At 49.6% G+C, this 18,340-nt stretch carries 23 protein-coding genes; 3 read left to right on the top strand and 20 right to left on the bottom strand.

Annotation, left to right across the window (positions count from 1 at the left end; genetic code table 11):
- The first annotated feature begins 65 nt into the window (after nt 1–65).
- Entirely contained in the window at nt 66–1,220 is a 1,155-nt protein-coding gene (locus NSU01_RS34990; protein ID WP_081970592.1) for an MFS transporter, read from the top strand.
- Nucleotides 1,221–1,283: 63 nt separating this feature from the next.
- Here NSU01_RS34990 and NSU01_RS34995 read toward each other — a convergent pair whose 3' ends face one another.
- Nucleotides 1,284–2,228 (bottom strand): hypothetical protein, encoded by a 945-nt coding sequence (locus NSU01_RS34995; protein WP_076243692.1) that lies wholly within the window; start codon nt 2,226–2,228, stop codon nt 1,284–1,286.
- Nucleotides 2,225–2,782 (bottom strand): sigma-70 family RNA polymerase sigma factor, encoded by a 558-nt coding sequence (locus NSU01_RS35000; RefSeq protein ID WP_076243693.1) that lies wholly within the window; start codon nt 2,780–2,782, stop codon nt 2,225–2,227. The genes NSU01_RS34995 and NSU01_RS35000 overlap by 4 nt, the downstream gene beginning before the upstream one ends.
- Before the next feature lie 461 nt (nt 2,783–3,243).
- On the opposite strand from NSU01_RS35000, the gene NSU01_RS35005 reads away from it, so the two are divergent.
- Nucleotides 3,244–3,789 carry a MerR family transcriptional regulator gene (locus NSU01_RS35005; RefSeq protein ID WP_042140524.1) on the top strand — a complete coding sequence of 182 codons (546 nt, stop codon included), beginning with the start codon at nt 3,244–3,246 and terminating at the stop codon, nt 3,787–3,789.
- A gap of 76 nt (nt 3,790–3,865) precedes the next feature.
- On the opposite strand, the gene NSU01_RS35010 is transcribed toward NSU01_RS35005, so the two are convergent.
- From NSU01_RS35010 to NSU01_RS35070, 13 genes are all read right to left on the bottom strand, one after another.
- Entirely contained in the window at nt 3,866–4,246 is a 381-nt protein-coding gene (locus NSU01_RS35010) for a hypothetical protein (RefSeq protein WP_076243694.1), read from the bottom strand.
- 203 nt (nt 4,247–4,449) lie between these two features.
- On the bottom strand, nt 4,450–5,160 hold the full coding sequence (locus NSU01_RS35015) for an ABC transporter permease subunit (RefSeq protein ID WP_076243695.1): 711 nt from the start codon (nt 5,158–5,160) through the stop codon (nt 4,450–4,452).
- The gene (locus tag NSU01_RS35020) at nt 5,157–6,002 is read right to left on the bottom strand and encodes an ABC transporter ATP-binding protein (RefSeq protein ID WP_076243759.1); all 846 of its coding nucleotides are present in this window, start codon (nt 6,000–6,002) and stop codon (nt 5,157–5,159) included. Before NSU01_RS35020 ends, NSU01_RS35015 begins: the two co-directional genes overlap by 4 nt.
- A gap of 104 nt (nt 6,003–6,106) precedes the next feature.
- Nucleotides 6,107–7,042: a LytTR family transcriptional regulator DNA-binding domain-containing protein gene (locus NSU01_RS35025; protein ID WP_076243696.1), complete on the bottom strand. Its 936-nt coding sequence runs from the start codon at nt 7,040–7,042 to the stop codon at nt 6,107–6,109.
- 103 nt (nt 7,043–7,145) lie between these two features.
- Complete coding sequence (locus tag NSU01_RS35030; RefSeq protein WP_042140528.1) at nt 7,146–7,535, bottom strand: hypothetical protein; 390 nt, start codon at nt 7,533–7,535, stop codon at nt 7,146–7,148.
- A 177-nt stretch (nt 7,536–7,712) separates the two neighbouring features.
- Entirely contained in the window at nt 7,713–8,135 is a 423-nt protein-coding gene (locus NSU01_RS35035; RefSeq protein ID WP_042140530.1) for a VOC family protein, read from the bottom strand.
- A gap of 76 nt (nt 8,136–8,211) precedes the next feature.
- Nucleotides 8,212–9,264, bottom strand: a complete 1,053-nt coding sequence (locus NSU01_RS35040) for a sigma-70 family RNA polymerase sigma factor (RefSeq protein ID WP_256703844.1) — start codon at nt 9,262–9,264, stop codon at nt 8,212–8,214.
- A complete protein-coding gene (locus NSU01_RS35045; protein ID WP_076243697.1) occupies nt 9,240–9,800 on the bottom strand; it encodes a DUF4303 domain-containing protein in 561 nt (186 codons plus the stop codon). Before NSU01_RS35045 ends, NSU01_RS35040 begins: the two co-directional genes overlap by 25 nt.
- Before the next feature lie 42 nt (nt 9,801–9,842).
- Nucleotides 9,843–10,589, bottom strand: a complete 747-nt coding sequence (locus tag NSU01_RS35050) for a hypothetical protein (protein WP_076243698.1) — start codon at nt 10,587–10,589, stop codon at nt 9,843–9,845.
- Nucleotides 10,590–10,603: 14 nt separating this feature from the next.
- A complete protein-coding gene (locus NSU01_RS35055) occupies nt 10,604–11,614 on the bottom strand; it encodes a hypothetical protein (protein ID WP_042140534.1) in 1,011 nt (336 codons plus the stop codon).
- Nucleotides 11,615–11,682: 68 nt separating this feature from the next.
- The gene (locus NSU01_RS35060; protein WP_076243699.1) at nt 11,683–12,255 is read right to left on the bottom strand and encodes a hypothetical protein; all 573 of its coding nucleotides are present in this window, start codon (nt 12,253–12,255) and stop codon (nt 11,683–11,685) included.
- Nucleotides 12,256–12,286: 31 nt separating this feature from the next.
- Nucleotides 12,287–13,495 (bottom strand): hypothetical protein, encoded by a 1,209-nt coding sequence (locus tag NSU01_RS35065; protein ID WP_076243700.1) that lies wholly within the window; start codon nt 13,493–13,495, stop codon nt 12,287–12,289.
- On the bottom strand, nt 13,485–13,928 hold the full coding sequence (locus NSU01_RS35070; RefSeq protein WP_042140537.1) for an SMI1/KNR4 family protein: 444 nt from the start codon (nt 13,926–13,928) through the stop codon (nt 13,485–13,487). Before NSU01_RS35070 ends, NSU01_RS35065 begins: the two co-directional genes overlap by 11 nt.
- Before the next feature lie 151 nt (nt 13,929–14,079).
- On the opposite strand from NSU01_RS35070, the gene NSU01_RS35075 reads away from it, so the two are divergent.
- On the top strand, nt 14,080–14,709 hold the full coding sequence (locus NSU01_RS35075) for a pentapeptide repeat-containing protein (RefSeq protein ID WP_231575256.1): 630 nt from the start codon (nt 14,080–14,082) through the stop codon (nt 14,707–14,709).
- Between the two features lie 69 nt (nt 14,710–14,778).
- Here NSU01_RS35075 and NSU01_RS35080 read toward each other — a convergent pair whose 3' ends face one another.
- From NSU01_RS35080 to NSU01_RS35100, 5 genes are all read right to left on the bottom strand, one after another.
- The gene (locus tag NSU01_RS35080) at nt 14,779–14,946 is read right to left on the bottom strand and encodes a hypothetical protein (RefSeq protein ID WP_179093500.1); all 168 of its coding nucleotides are present in this window, start codon (nt 14,944–14,946) and stop codon (nt 14,779–14,781) included.
- 86 nt (nt 14,947–15,032) lie between these two features.
- Nucleotides 15,033–15,398, bottom strand: a complete 366-nt coding sequence (locus NSU01_RS35085; protein ID WP_076243701.1) for a GntR family transcriptional regulator — start codon at nt 15,396–15,398, stop codon at nt 15,033–15,035.
- On the bottom strand, nt 15,395–16,051 hold the full coding sequence (locus NSU01_RS35090; protein ID WP_042140540.1) for an ABC-2 transporter permease: 657 nt from the start codon (nt 16,049–16,051) through the stop codon (nt 15,395–15,397). Before NSU01_RS35090 ends, NSU01_RS35085 begins: the two co-directional genes overlap by 4 nt.
- Nucleotides 16,044–16,898, bottom strand: coding sequence for an ABC transporter ATP-binding protein (locus NSU01_RS35095; RefSeq protein WP_076243702.1), 855 nt, complete (start codon nt 16,896–16,898; stop codon nt 16,044–16,046). The genes NSU01_RS35090 and NSU01_RS35095 overlap by 8 nt, the downstream gene beginning before the upstream one ends.
- Before the next feature lie 104 nt (nt 16,899–17,002).
- Nucleotides 17,003–18,259 (bottom strand): acyltransferase, encoded by a 1,257-nt coding sequence (locus tag NSU01_RS35100; RefSeq protein ID WP_076243703.1) that lies wholly within the window; start codon nt 18,257–18,259, stop codon nt 17,003–17,005.
- Nucleotides 18,260–18,340 lie beyond the last annotated feature (81 nt).

Raw genomic sequence — 18,340 nt, forward strand, 5'->3', positions numbered from 1 at the left:
GTGTCTCTTTGGAAAAGGTAGTCGAACAACCGCATGCAGCATCCGAATCTGCTCCAGTATCTCCAATGTCCCGGAGTGTTGCGCTCTTATTTGCCATCGCCTGCGGACTGGCAGTCGCCAATATTTATTATGCGCAGCCCCTGCTGGACGCTATCTCACAAGAATTCGGGATTACTCCTTCCTCCGTTGGCCTTGTTATTACCATTACTCAAGTCTGTTACGCGCTTGGACTGCTATTGCTGGTGCCCCTCGGTGATTTGTTGAACCGGCGCTGGCTGATCGCCGGACAGATGCTAATATCCGTCCTGGCTCTGATTGTGGTTGGCACCGCCCCTACCAGCAGGGTGTTATTCATAAGCATAGCTGCGGTTGGATTGCTTGCCGTAGTCACACAGACACTGGTTGCCTTCGCGGCAACTTTGGCAGACCCGGCTGAGCGCGGACGTACCGTGGGCGTGGTAACCAGCGGAATCGTTATTGGAATTCTGCTTGCACGGACGTTCGCCGGTGTATTGACGGATGTAGCCGGTTGGCGCTCTGTCTACCTGGTCTCTGCGGGATTAACACTAATCATGGCTGGCGTATTGTTTCGGGTGCTGCCCAAGGATGAGCCCTCAAGAGAAGCCTTGTCCTATCTGCAGCTGCTGCGTTCGCTGTTCACGTTATTCGCACAGGAGCGAATTCTGCGCATCCGCGCTGTACTGGCTCTGCTGATTTTTACCGCGTTCAGCATATTATGGACTTCCCTGGTGCTGCCGCTCAGCGCTCCGCCGCTGTCTCTATCCCACACTGCAATTGGCGCGTTTGGACTCGCCGGAGTGGCTGGAGCATTGGCAGCAGCGCGGGCAGGCCGTCTTGCCGACCGGGGTTTAGGGCAGAGGACTACTGGCGCTGCATTGATTCTGCTGCTTCTGTCATGGCTGCCCATAAGTTATACGGAGCATTCGCTTCCCTCATTAGTCGCAGGTATTATCCTTCTTGATCTGGCAGTACAAGCTGTGCATGTCACCAACCAGAGCATGATTCTTAATTTGCACCCGGAGGCACGCAGCAGGCTTACTGCCGGTTACATGATTTTCTATTCCATTGGCAGCGCCACCGGGTCCATCGCATCTACCAGCATCTATGCTTACTCAGGCTGGAACGGAGTATGCTTGTTAGGTGCAATGGTCAGTGCCCTGGCTTTGCTGTTCTGGGCATTAACCCGCCGCCTTAAATAGATAAATATAAAGCCGCCCTTACAGGCGGCTCACGGCTCTCTTATATTCAGTGCATTGCGCAGACTAGTTAAGTTTGGTCACTTCCATTACCTTGCTGCTAAACTGGTACGTTACACTGACATTCTCTATAATCTCCGTATCCTGATAGGCCAGGGAACCCTTGAACTCCAAGGTATCATTGTCCTTCCAGACGATGTTACTGGCATCACTATAATTTTCATAATCCGGGCGGATCCATGTGTCTATTTCTTGCTCCGCCCCATATTTGACTCTTGCGGATTCTATTAATTCCGGACTGGTTCTTCCTGCTTCCACATTAATAATCTGCACAAATTCACTTTTATTAGAGCAGGTGACGACCGCAACTAACCTCTTATCGGGGGAAGGAATCATCTCTGTGATATACATAGAGGGTGCAGAGAAGCTTGAATATTCCTCCAGCTTATTGTCTTTGATCCTCCATAGGACATTCTGGCTTCCATAATCCGAATAATGATTAAATAACGTAAATAACATACTGCCGTCTGCCAGTTTAACAATATACGGACTCCGGTAACTTTGTGAGAGAATATCTATGGCAAAAGCAGCCGCACCGGCGATTTTGGGATTCTCATTTCGTGCAAACGGCTGAAGTTTATTCAACGCCTTTGCTCTTAAGCTTGGATCATTGAAGCCTTCCACCAGCCGGTTGATAGCAATATATACATGTTCTTCATTATCACTTTTGAGGGCCTGCAGAAATTTCATCCCATCATACTTGGGAGCGGGCAGTAACTCCATGTCTTCAGCTCTCAGATAACGGATATACGGCTCTTCGTTCTGCTTCTTATAATATTCGGTTGCTAATAACGCAGAAGCGGTTGAACTATAGAGTACAAGACAGGCAACCAGAGCCACCCATTTTTTAGAAAAGCCCTTCTTCCTTTTCTCCGCTCCGCCCGATCCGGCTGCTTCGATTAAATCTTCATCAATGAGTCCGATTTCGCGGTATAACTCTTCTCTTTTCACAGGTGAACTCCCCCCTTGGCTAAATGAACTCTAAGCCTATTTCTTGTTCTGAAAAGAATGGACTTCACCTTACTGCTGCTCATCTGAAATCTCATAGCAAGTTCCTCTATGGAATCTGAATACCAGTACCGCCTAATAAATATATTTCTGGCTTGCTCCTCTATGCCATATAGAAATTCATTGATCAGGCTTGCGGTTTCACCCGCTTCATATTCACCTTCAACCGTATCCGGGGAAGCTATGCATCCTTCCAGTTCGGTTAGAATGGCATCAAACTGACGGTTGCGTTTCTTGGCTGTATTATAACTATATCTATCAAGCGCTATATTACGGGTGATTCTTCCTAGAAATACAGATAGCTTCCCGGGCATCGTTGGCGGAATTGCATTCCACGCAGCCAAATATGTATCATTCTCACATTCATCAATATCTGAGAGATTCGAAAGGATGTTTCGGGCAATTACTCTGCAGTAAGCCCCGTATTTATTCTTGGTCTCTACAATGGCCTGCTGTGAACGCTGTAAGTATAGGTGGACTATTGCCTGATCTTCCATCTGCTATTCTCCTTATAAAAGCTCTTATCTATATAGTAGACAGTTCGTAAAATGGGTTGCACGAATACTATAATTCTCTCATAAAAAACCCTGGCATATAAGAAGTGATAAGCTTCTTACTGTCCAGGATTGTGAAGTTATCTATAGGTTGCAGCCTCTTTAGAGCAATTTAAAAGGTGATCATTCGGCGTCCAGCGCCTGCCACAGAGGGAAGGTACTCGGCCTCATATCCCACATCAGTAATGGTAAACGTTCCCGGCTTGCCCGCCTCCGTGGAGCTCCACGCTAACGGTTGATACCGCTCGTCGCTGATGATTGGCGGGATGTTGCTCTCTGGAGAGCAGGAAAAGTCGTAATAACACTTTGCTTAGCGAATCAGCACTTCCTTTGTCACCTGTGCAGGGGGCCGCCAAAGAACAACGAATTACTCATAGAAGGACTACTAAACTGGAGGGATTGAAATGGAAATTCTGAAAACAAAGGAAGCTGCGGAGCTGCTGTCCGTTAGCCAGACTACGATCAAACGCTGGGCGGCCATGTTCCCCGATTTCTTTCCAAAGGACCGTCTTGGACACTATACCTTCTCGAAGCGGGAGATCAGCCAGCTCAATCATATTAAAGACCGTATTAATCAGGGGGAAGCGCTGGAAGGCATCCATCTGGATCTCACGAAGGACAACCTGCCAAGGGGTCCGCTGCAAGAGAAGCTAAGCCCGGATACAGACGATGACCCTATGAATAAAATATGGTCCCGGATCGGGTATATTGAACACGCACTGGATCAGAAAGCAAACGAGGTGGTTTCGATTCAGTTGCTCCAGCAGCGTGCTGAACTTGAAGATATGCGTGTAATGATTAAGCAATTATCCGCAACGCTGGAAACGATGCAGAAGCCCGGCAGTAAATCCCTCTCCACGTATGAAGAGCTTCATCCGGTTGCCGCCGGCAGGCTGACGTCTCCGCCAAGGAAGCGCGGTCTATTGCGCTCTTTTTTCCCATTCCTATAGGCCCGCCTATTCACACAAAAAAGGTGCGACAAGCCCGGTTCATCACCAGACGCTCGCCGCACCTTCACTCTCTAGCTTAAATTAATGCGTTGAAATGGCCCTCCGCGTCCACCGTGGCCGTCCGGGGATCGGTGAGACCGATACCCTTGAAGCCTCCCGTTCCTTCATTGCGCCAGAGGGGGAGGTGATCCTGAAGCGGAGATGCCGGTACGAAATTGGCAGGGGTGCTGCTTCCGCTCTTCAATACGAGCTGGGACTCCAGCAGCCGGATTTGCCGCTGCAGCTGCTCCCGCCGGTACGGAGTCTGCATCTGACTTCCCTGCGCCGCATTCACTTTATCCAGTTCCATCATCAGCTGGTTGCGCTGTTTCTCCAGGGAACTGACATCACTCTGTGTACCGCCATAGGCCGCTATGGGCTGTACGGAGCTAATGCCTGATACTGTCTGTGCCGCCATGATCTTTCCCTCCGTTTCCTTGGCTCTTGCTCCAAATTCAGCCAAATTCGTAAGTTCTAATCATCTTTATTACCCAGCGTGCCCCGTTATGACAACATCAGAACTGCAACTGGACAATAATCGTCGTATAGTCTCAGTCGGCCGCTTGTTTCGGCCCTACCAAAGACCCACCGGAGGCTGGCTAAAGTCCCTTCAGAGCTCCCTTACTCGTCCTTCAACCGCCGCACATACAGAACAACCGACACAACCGTTAATACAACCGTCCATGCCAAAATAATGAGAAGGGGTTTCAAGACATCTCCCGTTGTATATCCTGTATCGCTTAGACCCAGCAAATGCACAAGCTGGCTGCTTGGCATGTAATCCAGCACCTTGAAGACCGGGTAATCCTTGGCCAGTACTGCTCCCCAGGGTGCACCGGTAAATATGAACGCCACCGGGAGTATAGATAATGAGGCTTCAAGCACCGTCTTGGAGAATAAACCGCAGATTGTACCGGCTGCTGTGTATAGAATAATCGAAAGAATGATTGCTGCCGTAAACGTTCCTATATTAGCTGGCTCATAGCCCAATATATACGTTGAAATAGCCAGAACAACAGCGGACATGACAAAAACCAGGCTGCTTTTTCCGATCAGAACATCCATGGTCGTGGCCGGAGTCAGCATTAATGACCTTAAAGTGTTACGCTCCTTCTCCTCTGCGATCAGGCAGGCTTGTGCCAGACTCGTCAGGATCACTAACGATGTATTCAGAAGAAAACCGATCGCTCCAGGTAAGGCTGAGCCTGCACTTCGAAAAAGAAATGCGAAGAGTATGGGAAATACCAGAATAATCGAGATCGCATAATTGCGCGAGAACTCTTTGTAATCCTTCACAAATATCGCCCGGGCCCGTTTCAATGAGATACTCATAGCAGCTCACTTCCTGTCATTTTAATGAAAATATCACCCAGACTGGGCTCTTTCGTCTCGATCCGGTCAATGAGCCCCCGCTTCATCCAATCCGCGATTCGATCAGCTGTTTCCCCACCGATTGGAAGCTCATAAGCTTCCCCGTTGGTCAAGTCAACACTAACTGCATTCTTCCGGTGCTGCCGTTTAAGCTCCTTCGGTGAGCCGATGACCTGAATTTGTCCCTGATACAGAATGGCTACACGGTTGCACATCAATTCTGCCTCCGCCATATCATGCGTAGTCAGAAAAATCGTTGTCCCTTTCTCATTCAGGTAGCGCAAGCCTTTATAAATATGTGCAGAGTTCACCGGGTCCAACGCCGAGGTAGGTTCATCTAAGAATAATAATTCCGGCTCATGGATAATCGCGCAGGCCAGCATAACACGCTGACGCATCCCCTTCGATAGGAGATTAACTTTCTTTTTGCGCTCCCCGCTTAAGTTCACAAACTGCAGTACCTTATCGACCGCAGCTTTGGGAAGATCGTATAACTTACGGTACAGCTCCAGATTCTCCTCAACCGATAACCGCTCATAGAGGCCGCTGTTATCCGTCAGAATGCCGAAGCGCATCTTCTGGGCAGACTGCCGCATCTTCTCCGCCGGCTGGTTAAATACACTTGCCTGTCCGCTTGTCGGATTTAGCTGTGCCGTGAGAATCTTGATTAATGTTGTTTTGCCTGCGCCACTCGGACCGAGAAACCCAAAAATTTCTCCCTTAGGAATAGAAAAGGATACATCTGCTAACGCATCCTTTGGTCCAAAGCTCTTGCGGACACGTTCTACCTGGATAACCTCCATGAACTCCACATCCTTAGCGTTGATGGCATAAATATATAAAGAATGCACGCTTCCTGCCATCAAAACCCGCCGAAATGTAGCTGTAACCGGCTGAATGGTACCATTTAAATGTTCAGCAGTGCCTTTAATTCCTGCAATTTCGAGCGGGATAACGGAACTACGGCATCCTGGCTTGTGTTTAACCGCAGGCTGTAGCTATTCTTCGTCCAGGTAATAATCTCTCTTACCTTTTGCAGATTAACGATGTAGGAGCGGTGACACCTGAAGAACCCGAAATTCAATAACCTCTGCTCCAGCTCGGTCAGCGTCAGCGCACAATCGTAATTCTCCCCGCCCACATGAACAAGAATCGAACCCTCTACACTTTCTATAAAATCAATTTCAGGCGGATTAAATAAAATCACCTTGTCATTGCGTTTGGTAGAGATCTTCTGCAAGGTGATATTAGGCTCGTCCTGTTTATGTACATCCTGCTTGTCCTCTTCGGAGTCCCGGATATCGAGCGGATGGAATCCGGACTCATTCAACCGGTAAATGACATCACAGGAAATCAGAGCATCCTCTAAATTCGAAGTTAGGATTATAATCTGCTTGTCTGCCGATAGGTCATCCAGAACCCGTTTGAATTGACGGCGGTCCTGCTCTTCCAGATAAAAGTACGGTTCCTCCAGGACAAGTGCAGGCTGATGTGCAAAAAAGACGCGCAGCAAGGTCACATACATCCTTTTGGATGAGCTTAGATCCTTGATCTTTACCTTCCGTTCTTCTTTTAATGCAAAATACTCCATGAGCAAAGCGGCATGCTCCTGCCTCTCCGACACATGAATTAAAAATGTGATTAGCTCCTCTACCGTTAAACGCATGTACTCGCCTTGCTGCACCCGAAATAAATAAAACCCGGCATGCTCCGCTAATTGATTCATTACAAGCTGCTTCCGCTTCAAGTCCGTTATAATGCCAACCGGCTGGCCCGGTGTCATATTGAATTCGATCTCCGGCAGGAATAATTCCCCGCCTTCATACATGGGTTGAAATTGCATACCGTCCTCCTGGTCAGTGCTGCTATAGATATATATGCCAATTATATAAGTACCGCAACAAAGAGAACAGCCCTTATGCTGTTCTCTTCCGCTGTCTGCCTTATTAGAAGCAGGTGAACGAGCTGACCCGGTTCAGATCAATGCCGAAGTACGTCCAGAAGAAACCGGTCCATCGGAACCCTGCAATTGAACTGCGCCCGACGAATATCGGGAAGAACCAGAATTGCTCGCCATTGTTCAGCCAAATGTATGTGTTGCGGAACAGGCATCGTCTGATTCCTCCGGGGTCGATGGCGAATGTGGTAACCGGCATTTGCGGCACGAATTGCGGCGGAGGGGACGTCGGCGCCTGAACGCCTCCCGGTCCGCCTCCCGGAGGTCCCGGAGTGCCCGGAAATCCGCCGGGACCTCCACCTGGAAACCCAGGTCCTCCTGGTCCTCCCGGAATCCCCGGAAATCCGCCGCCGGTTCCCGGTGTTGGAAAAAATCCCATATGTGATCGCTCCTTTCAAGTGAGTAGGCATAATCATCATATGCATTCGCGGAGAAGGCGCTTGGGCGGATGCCCAGTGTACATGCGCCTGACGTAAATTCAGACTTCATAAAGAATAACCCCACAACTATCAAAAAAGAGCCGCACCCTCATCGGGTGCAGCTCATTATCCGTAATTTAATCTTCAAGCTCCGTATATATTTGAAAGGTCACGCCGAATTTATCCGTTACATCACCAAACCCCGGGCTGAAGGGTTCTTCTTTAAACGGCATATTGACCTCGCCCTCCTGCCGTAAGGCTTCATAGATCCGCTTGGATTCTTCTACATCATTCGTTGTAATGCAGATGGTAACCCGTTTTCCGTTTCCAGCAGGCGAACCGCCTGGAGCATCGGATAACATAAGCTCCGTACCTCCAACCTTGAGCTTGGCGTGTGCTACAAGACTCCTCAGATCGTCTGTGAACGTGCCGGGTATGTCCGGCATGTCACCGTAAGTCATCATAGAGAGGACTTGTGCGCCGATCGCTTGTTCATAGAACTGAATGGCTTCCTTTACCCGGCCCTCCAAAGTAATGTAAGGGGTAAGTTTTACCGTCATAAGATTATTCCTCCTTGAGTTTGGATTGAACCCGCATTTGTGATTCATTAGTATAGACGATCCGGCCGCCGCAAACTCATCGGCCGATTGAAAAATTCTGCCTCGCGTCCAAATCTGCCGGTAATCCAAATCGCACAAATAACTCAGGATCAATGAAATGATGGATATGAGCGATCTTCCCCTGTTTCAGCTCCGGAATATGAATGCTCCACGGAACCAGCCGTCCATCCGGACCGGCGGGTACATACTGGGCAAAAGCAGGGCAATCCCCGTTAGCCCGGACCGGCAGCAATCTGGAGCCCAAACAATGGCTGCGTGTAATAGTGTAGAATGACGACAAATTAGAGGTGCCGCGAACCCACATCGTAAATGGCGGCATCGACAAGCTGCCGTTCTCGTGGAATAAAACCAACAATGCATCAATATCATACTGTTCGAAGGCTTCCATATAACTTGCAAGCACTTGTTGATCTGCCTGGGCATCTCCCCCTTGTAACTCCTCGGACCGGAGATTGGACCGGGCGATACCCGACCGGGCCCGTTGCACAGCACTGTTGACGGCTGCCGTGGTCATTCCCATCGCATGTGCTGCCTCGTTAGCCGACCACCGGAAGACATCAAGCAGGATCAGTACAGCGCGTTGCCGGGGCGGAAGTATTTGCAGGATCGCAATAAAAGATAACCGGACGGTTTCCCTGCTGACCACGATGTTGGCGGGGTCGGTAGCGTTATCGGGGGCCGGCCATATCCAGGAATTCCGGGGCAAGCTGTCACTGGGCTCCCTAATAATAGCCGCGGGTTCAGAGAGATCCATCGGAAGTGCCCGCCGCTTGGCATTCCTCAGCCTGTCCAAACAAACATTAGTGGCAATCCGGTACACCCAGGACTTACGCGAAGAATCCTGCCGGATCTGGTCCCAGCTCTGCCAGGCGCGGAGCAAGGTATCCTGCACTGCATCCTCCGCTTCAAAGATGGACCCCATCATCCGGTAACAATATCCGGTTAGTTCGGAGCGCAGCTCCTCAAGCATGTCTATTCCATGCTTTTGGCTCATATTACGTTTCCTCCTTTGGGATCGGCTAGAGTTGCCGGAAGCAGATGCTGCTACTCGGCGGCTTCCGCCAGCCAGGCTTGCATAGCCGGAGAATCTGCATGGTTCAAGCGCAGGGCGATTTCAGTATTGATCTTATCCGGCGGCATGACCTCGACAAGGATGCATATGGACTCCCGCGGTTGATTCAAGATAAACACACCTTGATCATCGAGCATTTTCATAGCCAGCTCCATCGCCTTCAGCCTCATATCAAACTCGCGGTTACCTTCGTCCTCTTCAAGCTCCCAGATGGAAGGGCGCTCCATAAACAATTGTTTGACGCCGACAAAGTTCTCATCCCCGTAGCTGCAATAGGGTGAATCGGCGTAGGACCATTTGATGAGCTCCGCAATCGTTGCTTCCGGCGCGCCGCTTTCTTCTCCTTGTCTGGCTGCTTCCCGCTCCAAAGCCTCCCATGACCAGGCGGAGAGGCTTGGCGCATGTCCCTCGCCGGTAGTATATAGCGTACAGTAATAGTAACGTTCACCATTTTCAAAAAGAGTCCGAAAAGACGTTCTGGCAGCATCGGCAATCGCTAACGCCAGCGACTCCATTTCTTGCATCGGCTTCATGACATGACTCTCCTTTCCGTTAGCCGGGCAGCACCCGGATGATCAGTTATTGTCTGAAACCGCTTCGCATCCATTCGACAAGAGCCACTGCTCCATAACGGCAAACGCCTGCTCTGCATCCTGTTCATAGAAGACGGCCACCTCTTGCTGGTAGGCATAATTTAATCGTACATAGCCGCCCAGCTGCCGGTAGAACAGGAAGCAGGCATAGGCATTCTCAATGGACAGATCCGGCGGAAATTCCTTTTGGCATAATCCGGCCAGTCCGGGCAGCGTAAGCAGTCCCTGCCCTTGCGGTAAACGCAGAAAGTGATGGCTCCGGGTACCCGTCCACGGTTCATAATAGACGGGCTCCTCCTGGCTTCTCCCATACACCTGACGATATATTTCGTCCAGCACCAAGACGTACATCGCTTCATCTTCCGGCCCCCGTGCCTGCAGGGAAATCGCCTCTACGCGCTCCGCATGCCGGGGCAGCCAGAGCAGACCATCCATCCGGGGATGCACGGCCAGAAAATCACCATCCACCGTTGTGCCTATAACAATACACTCGCCAATCTGCTCTTCAGTAATAGGACTGTCATCGTCATGCTCCCATAACCCGTACTCCGCAAAAGGCTTAAGCACCTCCGCATCCGGAAACTGGACATTCATCCACCCTCTATAAGTCCCTTCACCGAATCGCTGCAAGAACCGAAGGTAGGCTGGTGGATACACATTAGCAGCTTCCTTTGCAAGCACCTGGTTCTGGCCCTCAGACAGCGGTTTAGGCCGGGATACGATGTACATAAATACTTCCCCCTTTATTGATAACCCAGTGCCGCTAGGGATTGCTGTATTTCCCGGTCTGCTTTACTTTTGAACGTTGCAAACTCCACTGAAGATAAAGAATTCGGAAGTTTCTGTTGGATAAAGGAATCATAATTGATCGCTGTTCCGAGAATGCGAAGGGTGTGCAGCGAAGGTAGCTGGTCCATTCCCGTCAGACGGGTTAAGCCTTTACAATTCCTGATCGACAGCTCCTCCAGTTCATTCATTTGCCGGTCAAAGCTGATTGTCTGCAGCTGAATTTGATCCTCAATCACAAGTCTCTCCAGCCCCTGAAAGGCTGCAATATTAGTCAGATCATGAAATCCCCGGACCCGGGTGATCTCCAGGTTCCCGATGGTATTCTCTTCGATTTCCTGAATATTCTCCCGGCCTCCAAGCAGAATGCGCAGATGCTCCAGCTTCCTCAGCCGGTTAACGAAATGCAAGGGCTGCTTGCTGACTGAATGCAGCGCGAGATAATTCAAGTCCTCCAGATCACCTATAGCCTCAAGGTTTTTAACCTTGCCCCCTACATGAAGCTCCTCCAGATCGGAGTACTCTTTGAAATGCTGGAGGTTGAGCGTTTTTTTATCTGACATAATGGTTAATTTATTCAGAGTGCGCAACGTATCAAGCCCCAGAATTTCCGGGTTCTCCAGCTCGTATATGCCTATACTTAGACTGCGCAGGTGCTCCAAGTGGTCCAAGGCATCGGTGTGATGGGCCTGAGTGAGGCTATCGAGGTGCAGCATTTTGACATTAGGGACCCGCAAGAGCGTATGACAATCAAAAGACAGCGAATAGTGGGCATAGAAGCGAACTCCGAAATTCTCATCCCAGCGCGCACAAAGCTCATCCACTTCTTCCAATATAGTGCCATAGAACTCGGGGTGTGAGAACTGTACAATGACCTGATTGCCACTGCGCAAATCCTGCTCCATCTGTATCCGGTCCAGCGTAGCCGGATTATTGATCAGAATCCGTTTTTTCCATATTTTCCGCACACGTGATCCTCCTATTTATATAATCCGCTATGCTTTCATTTGTCCATTTCTGATTCACCGGCACTCCTTCAAAATTCATATTTCTTGAAGCGTTCTCCGAGCGTTTCTTCGTACGGGACCCACTCCCAATCGCACCACAAAGACATGCCTACAAGCTCTGACAGCTTATCTACGGCTTGTTCCGGGCTGGTAATCCCAATAAAGCCGTCAAAATCCTCATGGCGGATATCCAGCGCCCGCTGCAAGTAGTCATCATCGATGCGCTCTTCCTGAAGTTGTTCATATTCATCCCTCGTCCACTGCTCACAAAAGATTCTTTCAGCCTGAATGTCTCCATTCTCGAACAACGACAACTCGAATATCTCCTCATTTATATATCCGGCAGTCATTACTGGCTCTCGGGTAAGCCGGGACAGCGTTCTGCCGATCTCCTTGACCGTACCCCATACAAAATAGTCATGGAGCACGCTGATCCAGTTCTCATTACTTTTGCTTACATATATGACAACTTTGCTCTCTGGAGCCTCGTCCTTTGACTTGCCTAACACTGAAGCATGCCCTTCGCTTAGCTCCCTTAAAGCCTCGACAGTCTTCTCAAGATTGTTCGACTTGATATGCAAATTTGCAAATGATCTCCCCACGGGGTGAACCCCTCCTTCATTTCCTCATTCTTCAGTAATCGCGCGCTGCATCGAACCAGCGCTGGGCCATCTCCTCTGTTACAGGCTGGCCAATTAGATGTTCAGACTGGCTGAGTTGCCATACCGCTTCGCTAAGGTCTTCGCGTTCTGTAGTTTCGATGCCCTTGAGGGTATTGAAGCGTACGGTAAAAGCAGTAATGGCAGCCTCTGCATCGTGGAAGCTGCGGGCCTTCGCCAACGCTGCCTGGGCAGTGCTGTAAGCTTCGTTAGCCAGCTTGGCCAGACGTTTAGGCCAGGACGAGAACGGGCGGCCATACTCGGCCGTCCACCACTCCGGCTTTCGCAATTGGCTCACCGAAGCATGCTCGGTCCACGGGCGGGTGTTAGCGCGTGCTTTCATTTGCTGCTTGAGGCGCTTGCCCGTAATCTCTTCCACATTGTAGGCGATAAACCTGCTAAGCTGCGGCCAGGCACTCAAGGGCGGCAAATCCCCCAAATCCGGCATGAAACGCAGCTCCAGATTTCTTAACCGGACATGACGGGCCAACAGGTCCAAGCCGCAGAAGTTCCCCCACAAACTCAGTGAGTCAAGGCCCGGGAACCGGTCTAGACACTCCAGCGAGATGGGCTGTCCCAGCGGCGCATTCTGTAGCGTCAGGCTTGTCACTTGGTGCAATTCACCCAGGCCGGGCAGCAAGAATGGAGCATCATTCTTGCGCCTGCTAGTGCGTGGCGCCAGTGTCAGAGAAGATGGCACACCGCCCGTAGCCGACAAGTGTGATAGATTACCGGACACACTCAGGCGGAAATCACGCTCCGGAAGCCGCAGGGTCAGGTGCCCCCCGGACGGTTTCAGCACGATATGCAAGCCGTGAATAGAGGATTTGCTGGCGTCTGCTGCCATGTCTGCAGACAGGATGGGTGTCCATGTCAGCTCTTCAACGGGACGTTCCTGCGCCCAGTCAAAGAAGCCCGTATTATCTCCTGTATAGTGTAGAAATCGCGGCCAGGGCGAGCCGGCCGGTGTGGCGAAGGCATCGAATACGGTCCAATCGATCTGCGCGTCAGGCTCAACATGAAGCTCGGCCTTCTTCCCCAATTCCGCAGGTCCGATGGAAAGACTGCCCACCCCAGGCTGAATGGCGAGAGTGTGACTGCGGGGGCCTGTCAGGTCGATGGGATAACTGCCAGCTTCTCTAACCGAACCAGCAGGAGGACGAGCTTGGTTATCACCATTCATAGAAATTATCCTCGATCAATTCCTCGAAAGAGTCTGCTAATAGCTTGCTCTCCCCGCTATCGTGATAACAGATAGTAACCTGTCCTGCCGGGTCAATGAGTATCGGATCGCCGGAGCCATCCATGGAAATAACATAACAGGTTGCTAGAAGCTCTGCAAAAGGATGGTTCTTAAATTGCTCCCGGAACCCCAGCGTCAAATCAACAACTGTTTCGTTCCCGAGGCTAGAGCCATTCGAAAATGCATGTATTGCAAGACCTGCATATGCTCCCCCAAACATTTTGATAAAGTCTATGTAGTCCTCATGAAAGCTTACATTCAGCTGCTGCTGTGCTTTAACGATTTCCTCTGGGCTCGCCGGAATACCTAGTAATGATCTGTTATCCTCCCGGTGGAGAAAAACTTCCAATCGCTTCATTAACGCATCCTTCATAGATAATCTCCTTCCAGCCACAGGTAATCCTGCGCCTCTGGCTACAGTCATACTAATTATATAAACTATATGGAGCTCTTTTTACCTTTTTTGGCAAAGTCAGCATTATTACGTATAATCGCCATAAGAGCTATGCATCAGAGGAGGATCTATGTTGAACAAGAAGTCACTCATTGCAAGATGGAACGATGACCAGCTTAATGAAGTGAACCGGTTGCTCTCCGCTGTTACAGGCAAACCTAATCTGCATCAAAAAGACCGCTCTTTTCCATCCTCCCCCTATGGACAAAATGAGGCTGGGCTTGATGATTACCGGGGAGTTACCCTGACTGAGACCATACAATACCTTACAGTACAGGATGCCGATCTGTCTTATGCACGTTTCGATGATTCTGCAAGCTTGAACACCTCAACCTTTACAAATTGTTGCTTTGACGGGGTTAAACTGGATAGCAGATATGTGACTCATACCTTCAGCCACTGTTCTTTCCGGGGAGCCAAGCTGAATAATGCCAGGATCAGCAAGGAGTTTAACAATTGCGATTTTACAGGCTGCAACTTAAGTAAAGTGATAGCGAACGATGTATCCTTTACACGCTGCCGTTTTGCCAACGCTAATTTTCGCGGTGCCTTATTGTTGTATTGCCGGTTCGAGGAATGCAGCTTTGATGGAGCTTTCTTTCAGGACGGCTCGGTAGCCGGAAGCCGCTTTACGGGAGAGGCAGGCCTGCTCCCTGTTTGGGGAAATACGATACTGGACAATGTCAAAATCCATGAATGATGTCTGCTTGAAGCAATGAGCAGCCTGCTATTTCAGCGTCATCCCATACCAGTTACCCTTCATAATGATTTACGAGTATATCGCGGCTCTCGCAATACACAATATCTCAAACAACTGTGAATGCTCCTTGAAAATATCATATTTCGCCCTGTAGTACATATCAGTAAAGAGGTACCCTGTCGCCACAACCCATACTGCAACGGCAATGCCTATGAGAAAAAGTTTTTTGAAGCTCATGAATTCACCTCCGTTACAATAGCTCCAGCCTACAGCAAAACGCACAAGCGAATGGCTTGTGCGTTTGCTTATACCGGCTTTAGCTGTCAATAAATCTTCTTCAGCAGCCCCATCACTTCATCCAGGGTGAGGCCGAAGGACTTGTAGTAGGAGGTGTCGTTCTCCATTTGCTTCAGGACCATCTCGTTGCGTATCCGCAGCATCTCCTCCTGCGAGAATTCGGCTACAAAACATCCTTTACCTGTTACCGTATTGATCAGACTGCTTCGCTCAAGCTCTTCCCAGGCTTTCTTAACGGTGATCACACTAACATGCAGCTCCAGGGCTGCCTGCCGGATGGGCGGCAGACAATATCCGCTTTCCAGCTCTCCCTTCAGAATTTGTGCACTGATCTGTTCGTACAGCTGTTGATAAATCGGTTTCTCCGATGTATTCGAAATTGTTACATTCATAATATCTCCACTTTCAGAAATCTCTTTACCGCTATCTTATAGGCAATCAGCGTGAATGCAATGAAAATGATAATACCTGCGATCAGAATGGAAAGCTGCAGCGCCGTGTTATCCGTCCCTGAGCCATAGAAAATGTCATTTACCCAGGGACTTTGGATTCCGGCCCATTGGGCCAATCCGGCAAATAGTATGGCAGCCGTGGTGGATGCGGTCGTTGCCGCGCCATACTTATACGCCGTCTTGTAATACATGGATATAAATAGGATGTTGAAGATGGCCAGCATGATGAAACATAAGCCCCAAAAACCCATATGCGGCGGATAGAAAATATAAGTCAGATGAGGGTACAAGCGAAACGTAAATATACTGAAGACCATGGCAGCGAGAAGATGCATGAGTTCAAGAATGACGACAACGATTATCCGGGAACTCACGATGTCTGTTTTGGTCACGGGCATCATCGTGCTGAACATCAGATCATTCTGGCTTTTGAATCCGCCAAACATGTTCGGTATCGTTATGAAGCAGAAATACAACGGGACGATAAAGTAGACCCAACCCGGAATAAGCATCAATCCCCCCATAATTAAGGGTAATACGAAGAACCACGGGTTTACGCCTAATTTCAAATCCTTCATCACCAAATTATACATATACATTCTCCTTTTTCGCAAAGTAGATCATGATTTCATCAAGACTCGGCGTGGTTGCCCTCAGGCTGGAGGATGGATCAATGTCTTTGGTATGAATCAATCCGGTAAAGCCGAACGAGTTGATTTTGTAGGAAATCAACTGCTCCTTCACTTCGCTTAATTGGGCTTCGCTGCCGCTAAGCAAACGGTAAGACTCCTTTAATTCATTTTTCTCGGAGCTGGCAATAATTTGTCCTTGTTCAATGAAGGTTATATAATCCGCACATCGTTCTAAGTCAGAGGTTATATGAGTAGAGAAAAGAATGCTGATCTCGCCGCCGATGATGAGCTCCTGAAAGATATCGAGCAGATCGTCTCTGGAGACCGGATCGAGTCCGCTGGTCGGTTCATCCAGGATGAGCAGCTTTGCGCCATGCGATAAAGCAAGGGCCAAGCTGTACTTTACCTTCATTCCCCGGGACAGCTCCGCTATTTTTTTGTTCTCATCCAGCTTGAACCGTTTGAGATAATTGTAGTAAGTTTCATCATTCCAATTCTTATAGAACTTCCTGGTAATATCGGTCAGCGTCTTGATCTTGCTGCGTGTATAGAAATCGATATCACCGAATGCGCATCCGATTTCCTGCTTCAATTCAATCTCGTGATCAGCGATGTTCTTGCCAAGAATGTATATCTCGCCGCTATCCACATGAACCATGTTCAAGATCGATTTGATCGTGGTCGTTTTACCGGCGCCATTGGCCCCGATGAACCCCATAATGTAGCCCTTCTCCAATTGAAAAGATACATCCTTGATTTGAAATTGCGGATATTTTTTATTTAAATTTCGAACATCTAATGCCAGCATACCCTACCTCCTTAATAAATTGTGTATTCCGTATATGCACAATGTATCACGAGGCTTTGGCAAAAGTCAACGGGTACAACAAGCAGTACAGCATATGAGCTGACTTATGCGGCACTAACCGATGATGCATCCTTGCGCTTGCGCCGGAAGAAAGGCTTGCCTTTCGACCATTGGATGAACGGCTGCTCTATGACATAATAAGAGACTGCCGCCGCCGCATACGAGATGACGAGGACAGTTACACTGATACCGAGCCAGCGCCACACATCCCTGATCCCGGAATAGTGATAATCGGCTATGCCGTACTTCTCGATTAGTGTGATGAACAAGTAATGCCAAATATACAGGCCGAACGAAATCTTCGCGGTAAACCGGAAAAAGCGGTTATCCAGCAAACGCCCTACGATCACGCTGAACGGTGCTGACAGCAGTACGATTCCGAACAAAATGGCATAAGCCGGGAAGTAATAGGGCTGGTGCTGGAGGCTGAAGTCAAATTCGCCCTGGTGGCGCATACGCCAGATCAACAGACCGGCAAGACCCAAAGCGGCGGCTCCGGCTGCGTCGAATACTCCAAGCTTGCGTAGCCGCTCCACCTTAGCACCAAGCTGCATGAACGCGGTCGTTATACCAGCAGCCAGGATGCCGATAGCGAAGTGGCCGAAGAATCCGACCGGATTGTAATTCGGCATCCAGTATTTTGCACCGCCAATCTGGCCATAATCCCAGCCCCGGCCCTGCCCGCTTGGCGTAAACCACTGATGGACGAGGGAGTTTATGGCAAGCACCAACCCAAACGCGGCTACCCAGAACAAGATCGCTTTTCCGAACGAACGCCGCTTGCCGAGCACAAACAATACAGCCATAAACACAGGCATAAGCAAGTAGCTAAACACCTCGAAGCTGATCGACCAGAACGGCCCATTCAAGTCAGACGGGAAAAAGGTTGTATAGTGGAAGCCTGACGTAAATGTGAACCCCGTTATGATTCTCCGCCACAGGTACTCCGTAGGAATGTCCAGCCTCCATACGAGCAACAGACAAACCAGGAATGATACATAGAAGCCGGGCATAATTCTTGCAGCGCGGCGTACGGCATACGTCCGGATAGACGGATACGGCTTATTTTCCAGGTAAGCGCTCCAAAAGGGGAACGACAGCAAAAATCCGCTTAACAGGAAAAACAAGCTGACCCCGCTGTTCCCAAGCAAGAGAACCGACTGCACTTCTTGAAGCCAGGGCTTTTGTGCGGGCATCACCAGCTTTTGTGACAGATGATGCAGGATGACGGACAGGCAGGCGATCGCACGAATGCCATCCGCTCCTGCTAACCGGGTACGGCCTAACTGAATCTTGGACATCAGCTACATTCCCTCTTTCCCTCAATAACTTGATTCCAGGCACTCACATATTTCCATAAATAATAGAAAAACCCTGCAACG

The sequence above is a fragment of the Paenibacillus sp. FSL H8-0259 genome, assembly GCF_037963255.1.
Taxonomy (GTDB): Bacteria; Bacillota; Bacilli; order Paenibacillales; family Paenibacillaceae; genus Paenibacillus_AQ; species Paenibacillus_AQ phytohabitans.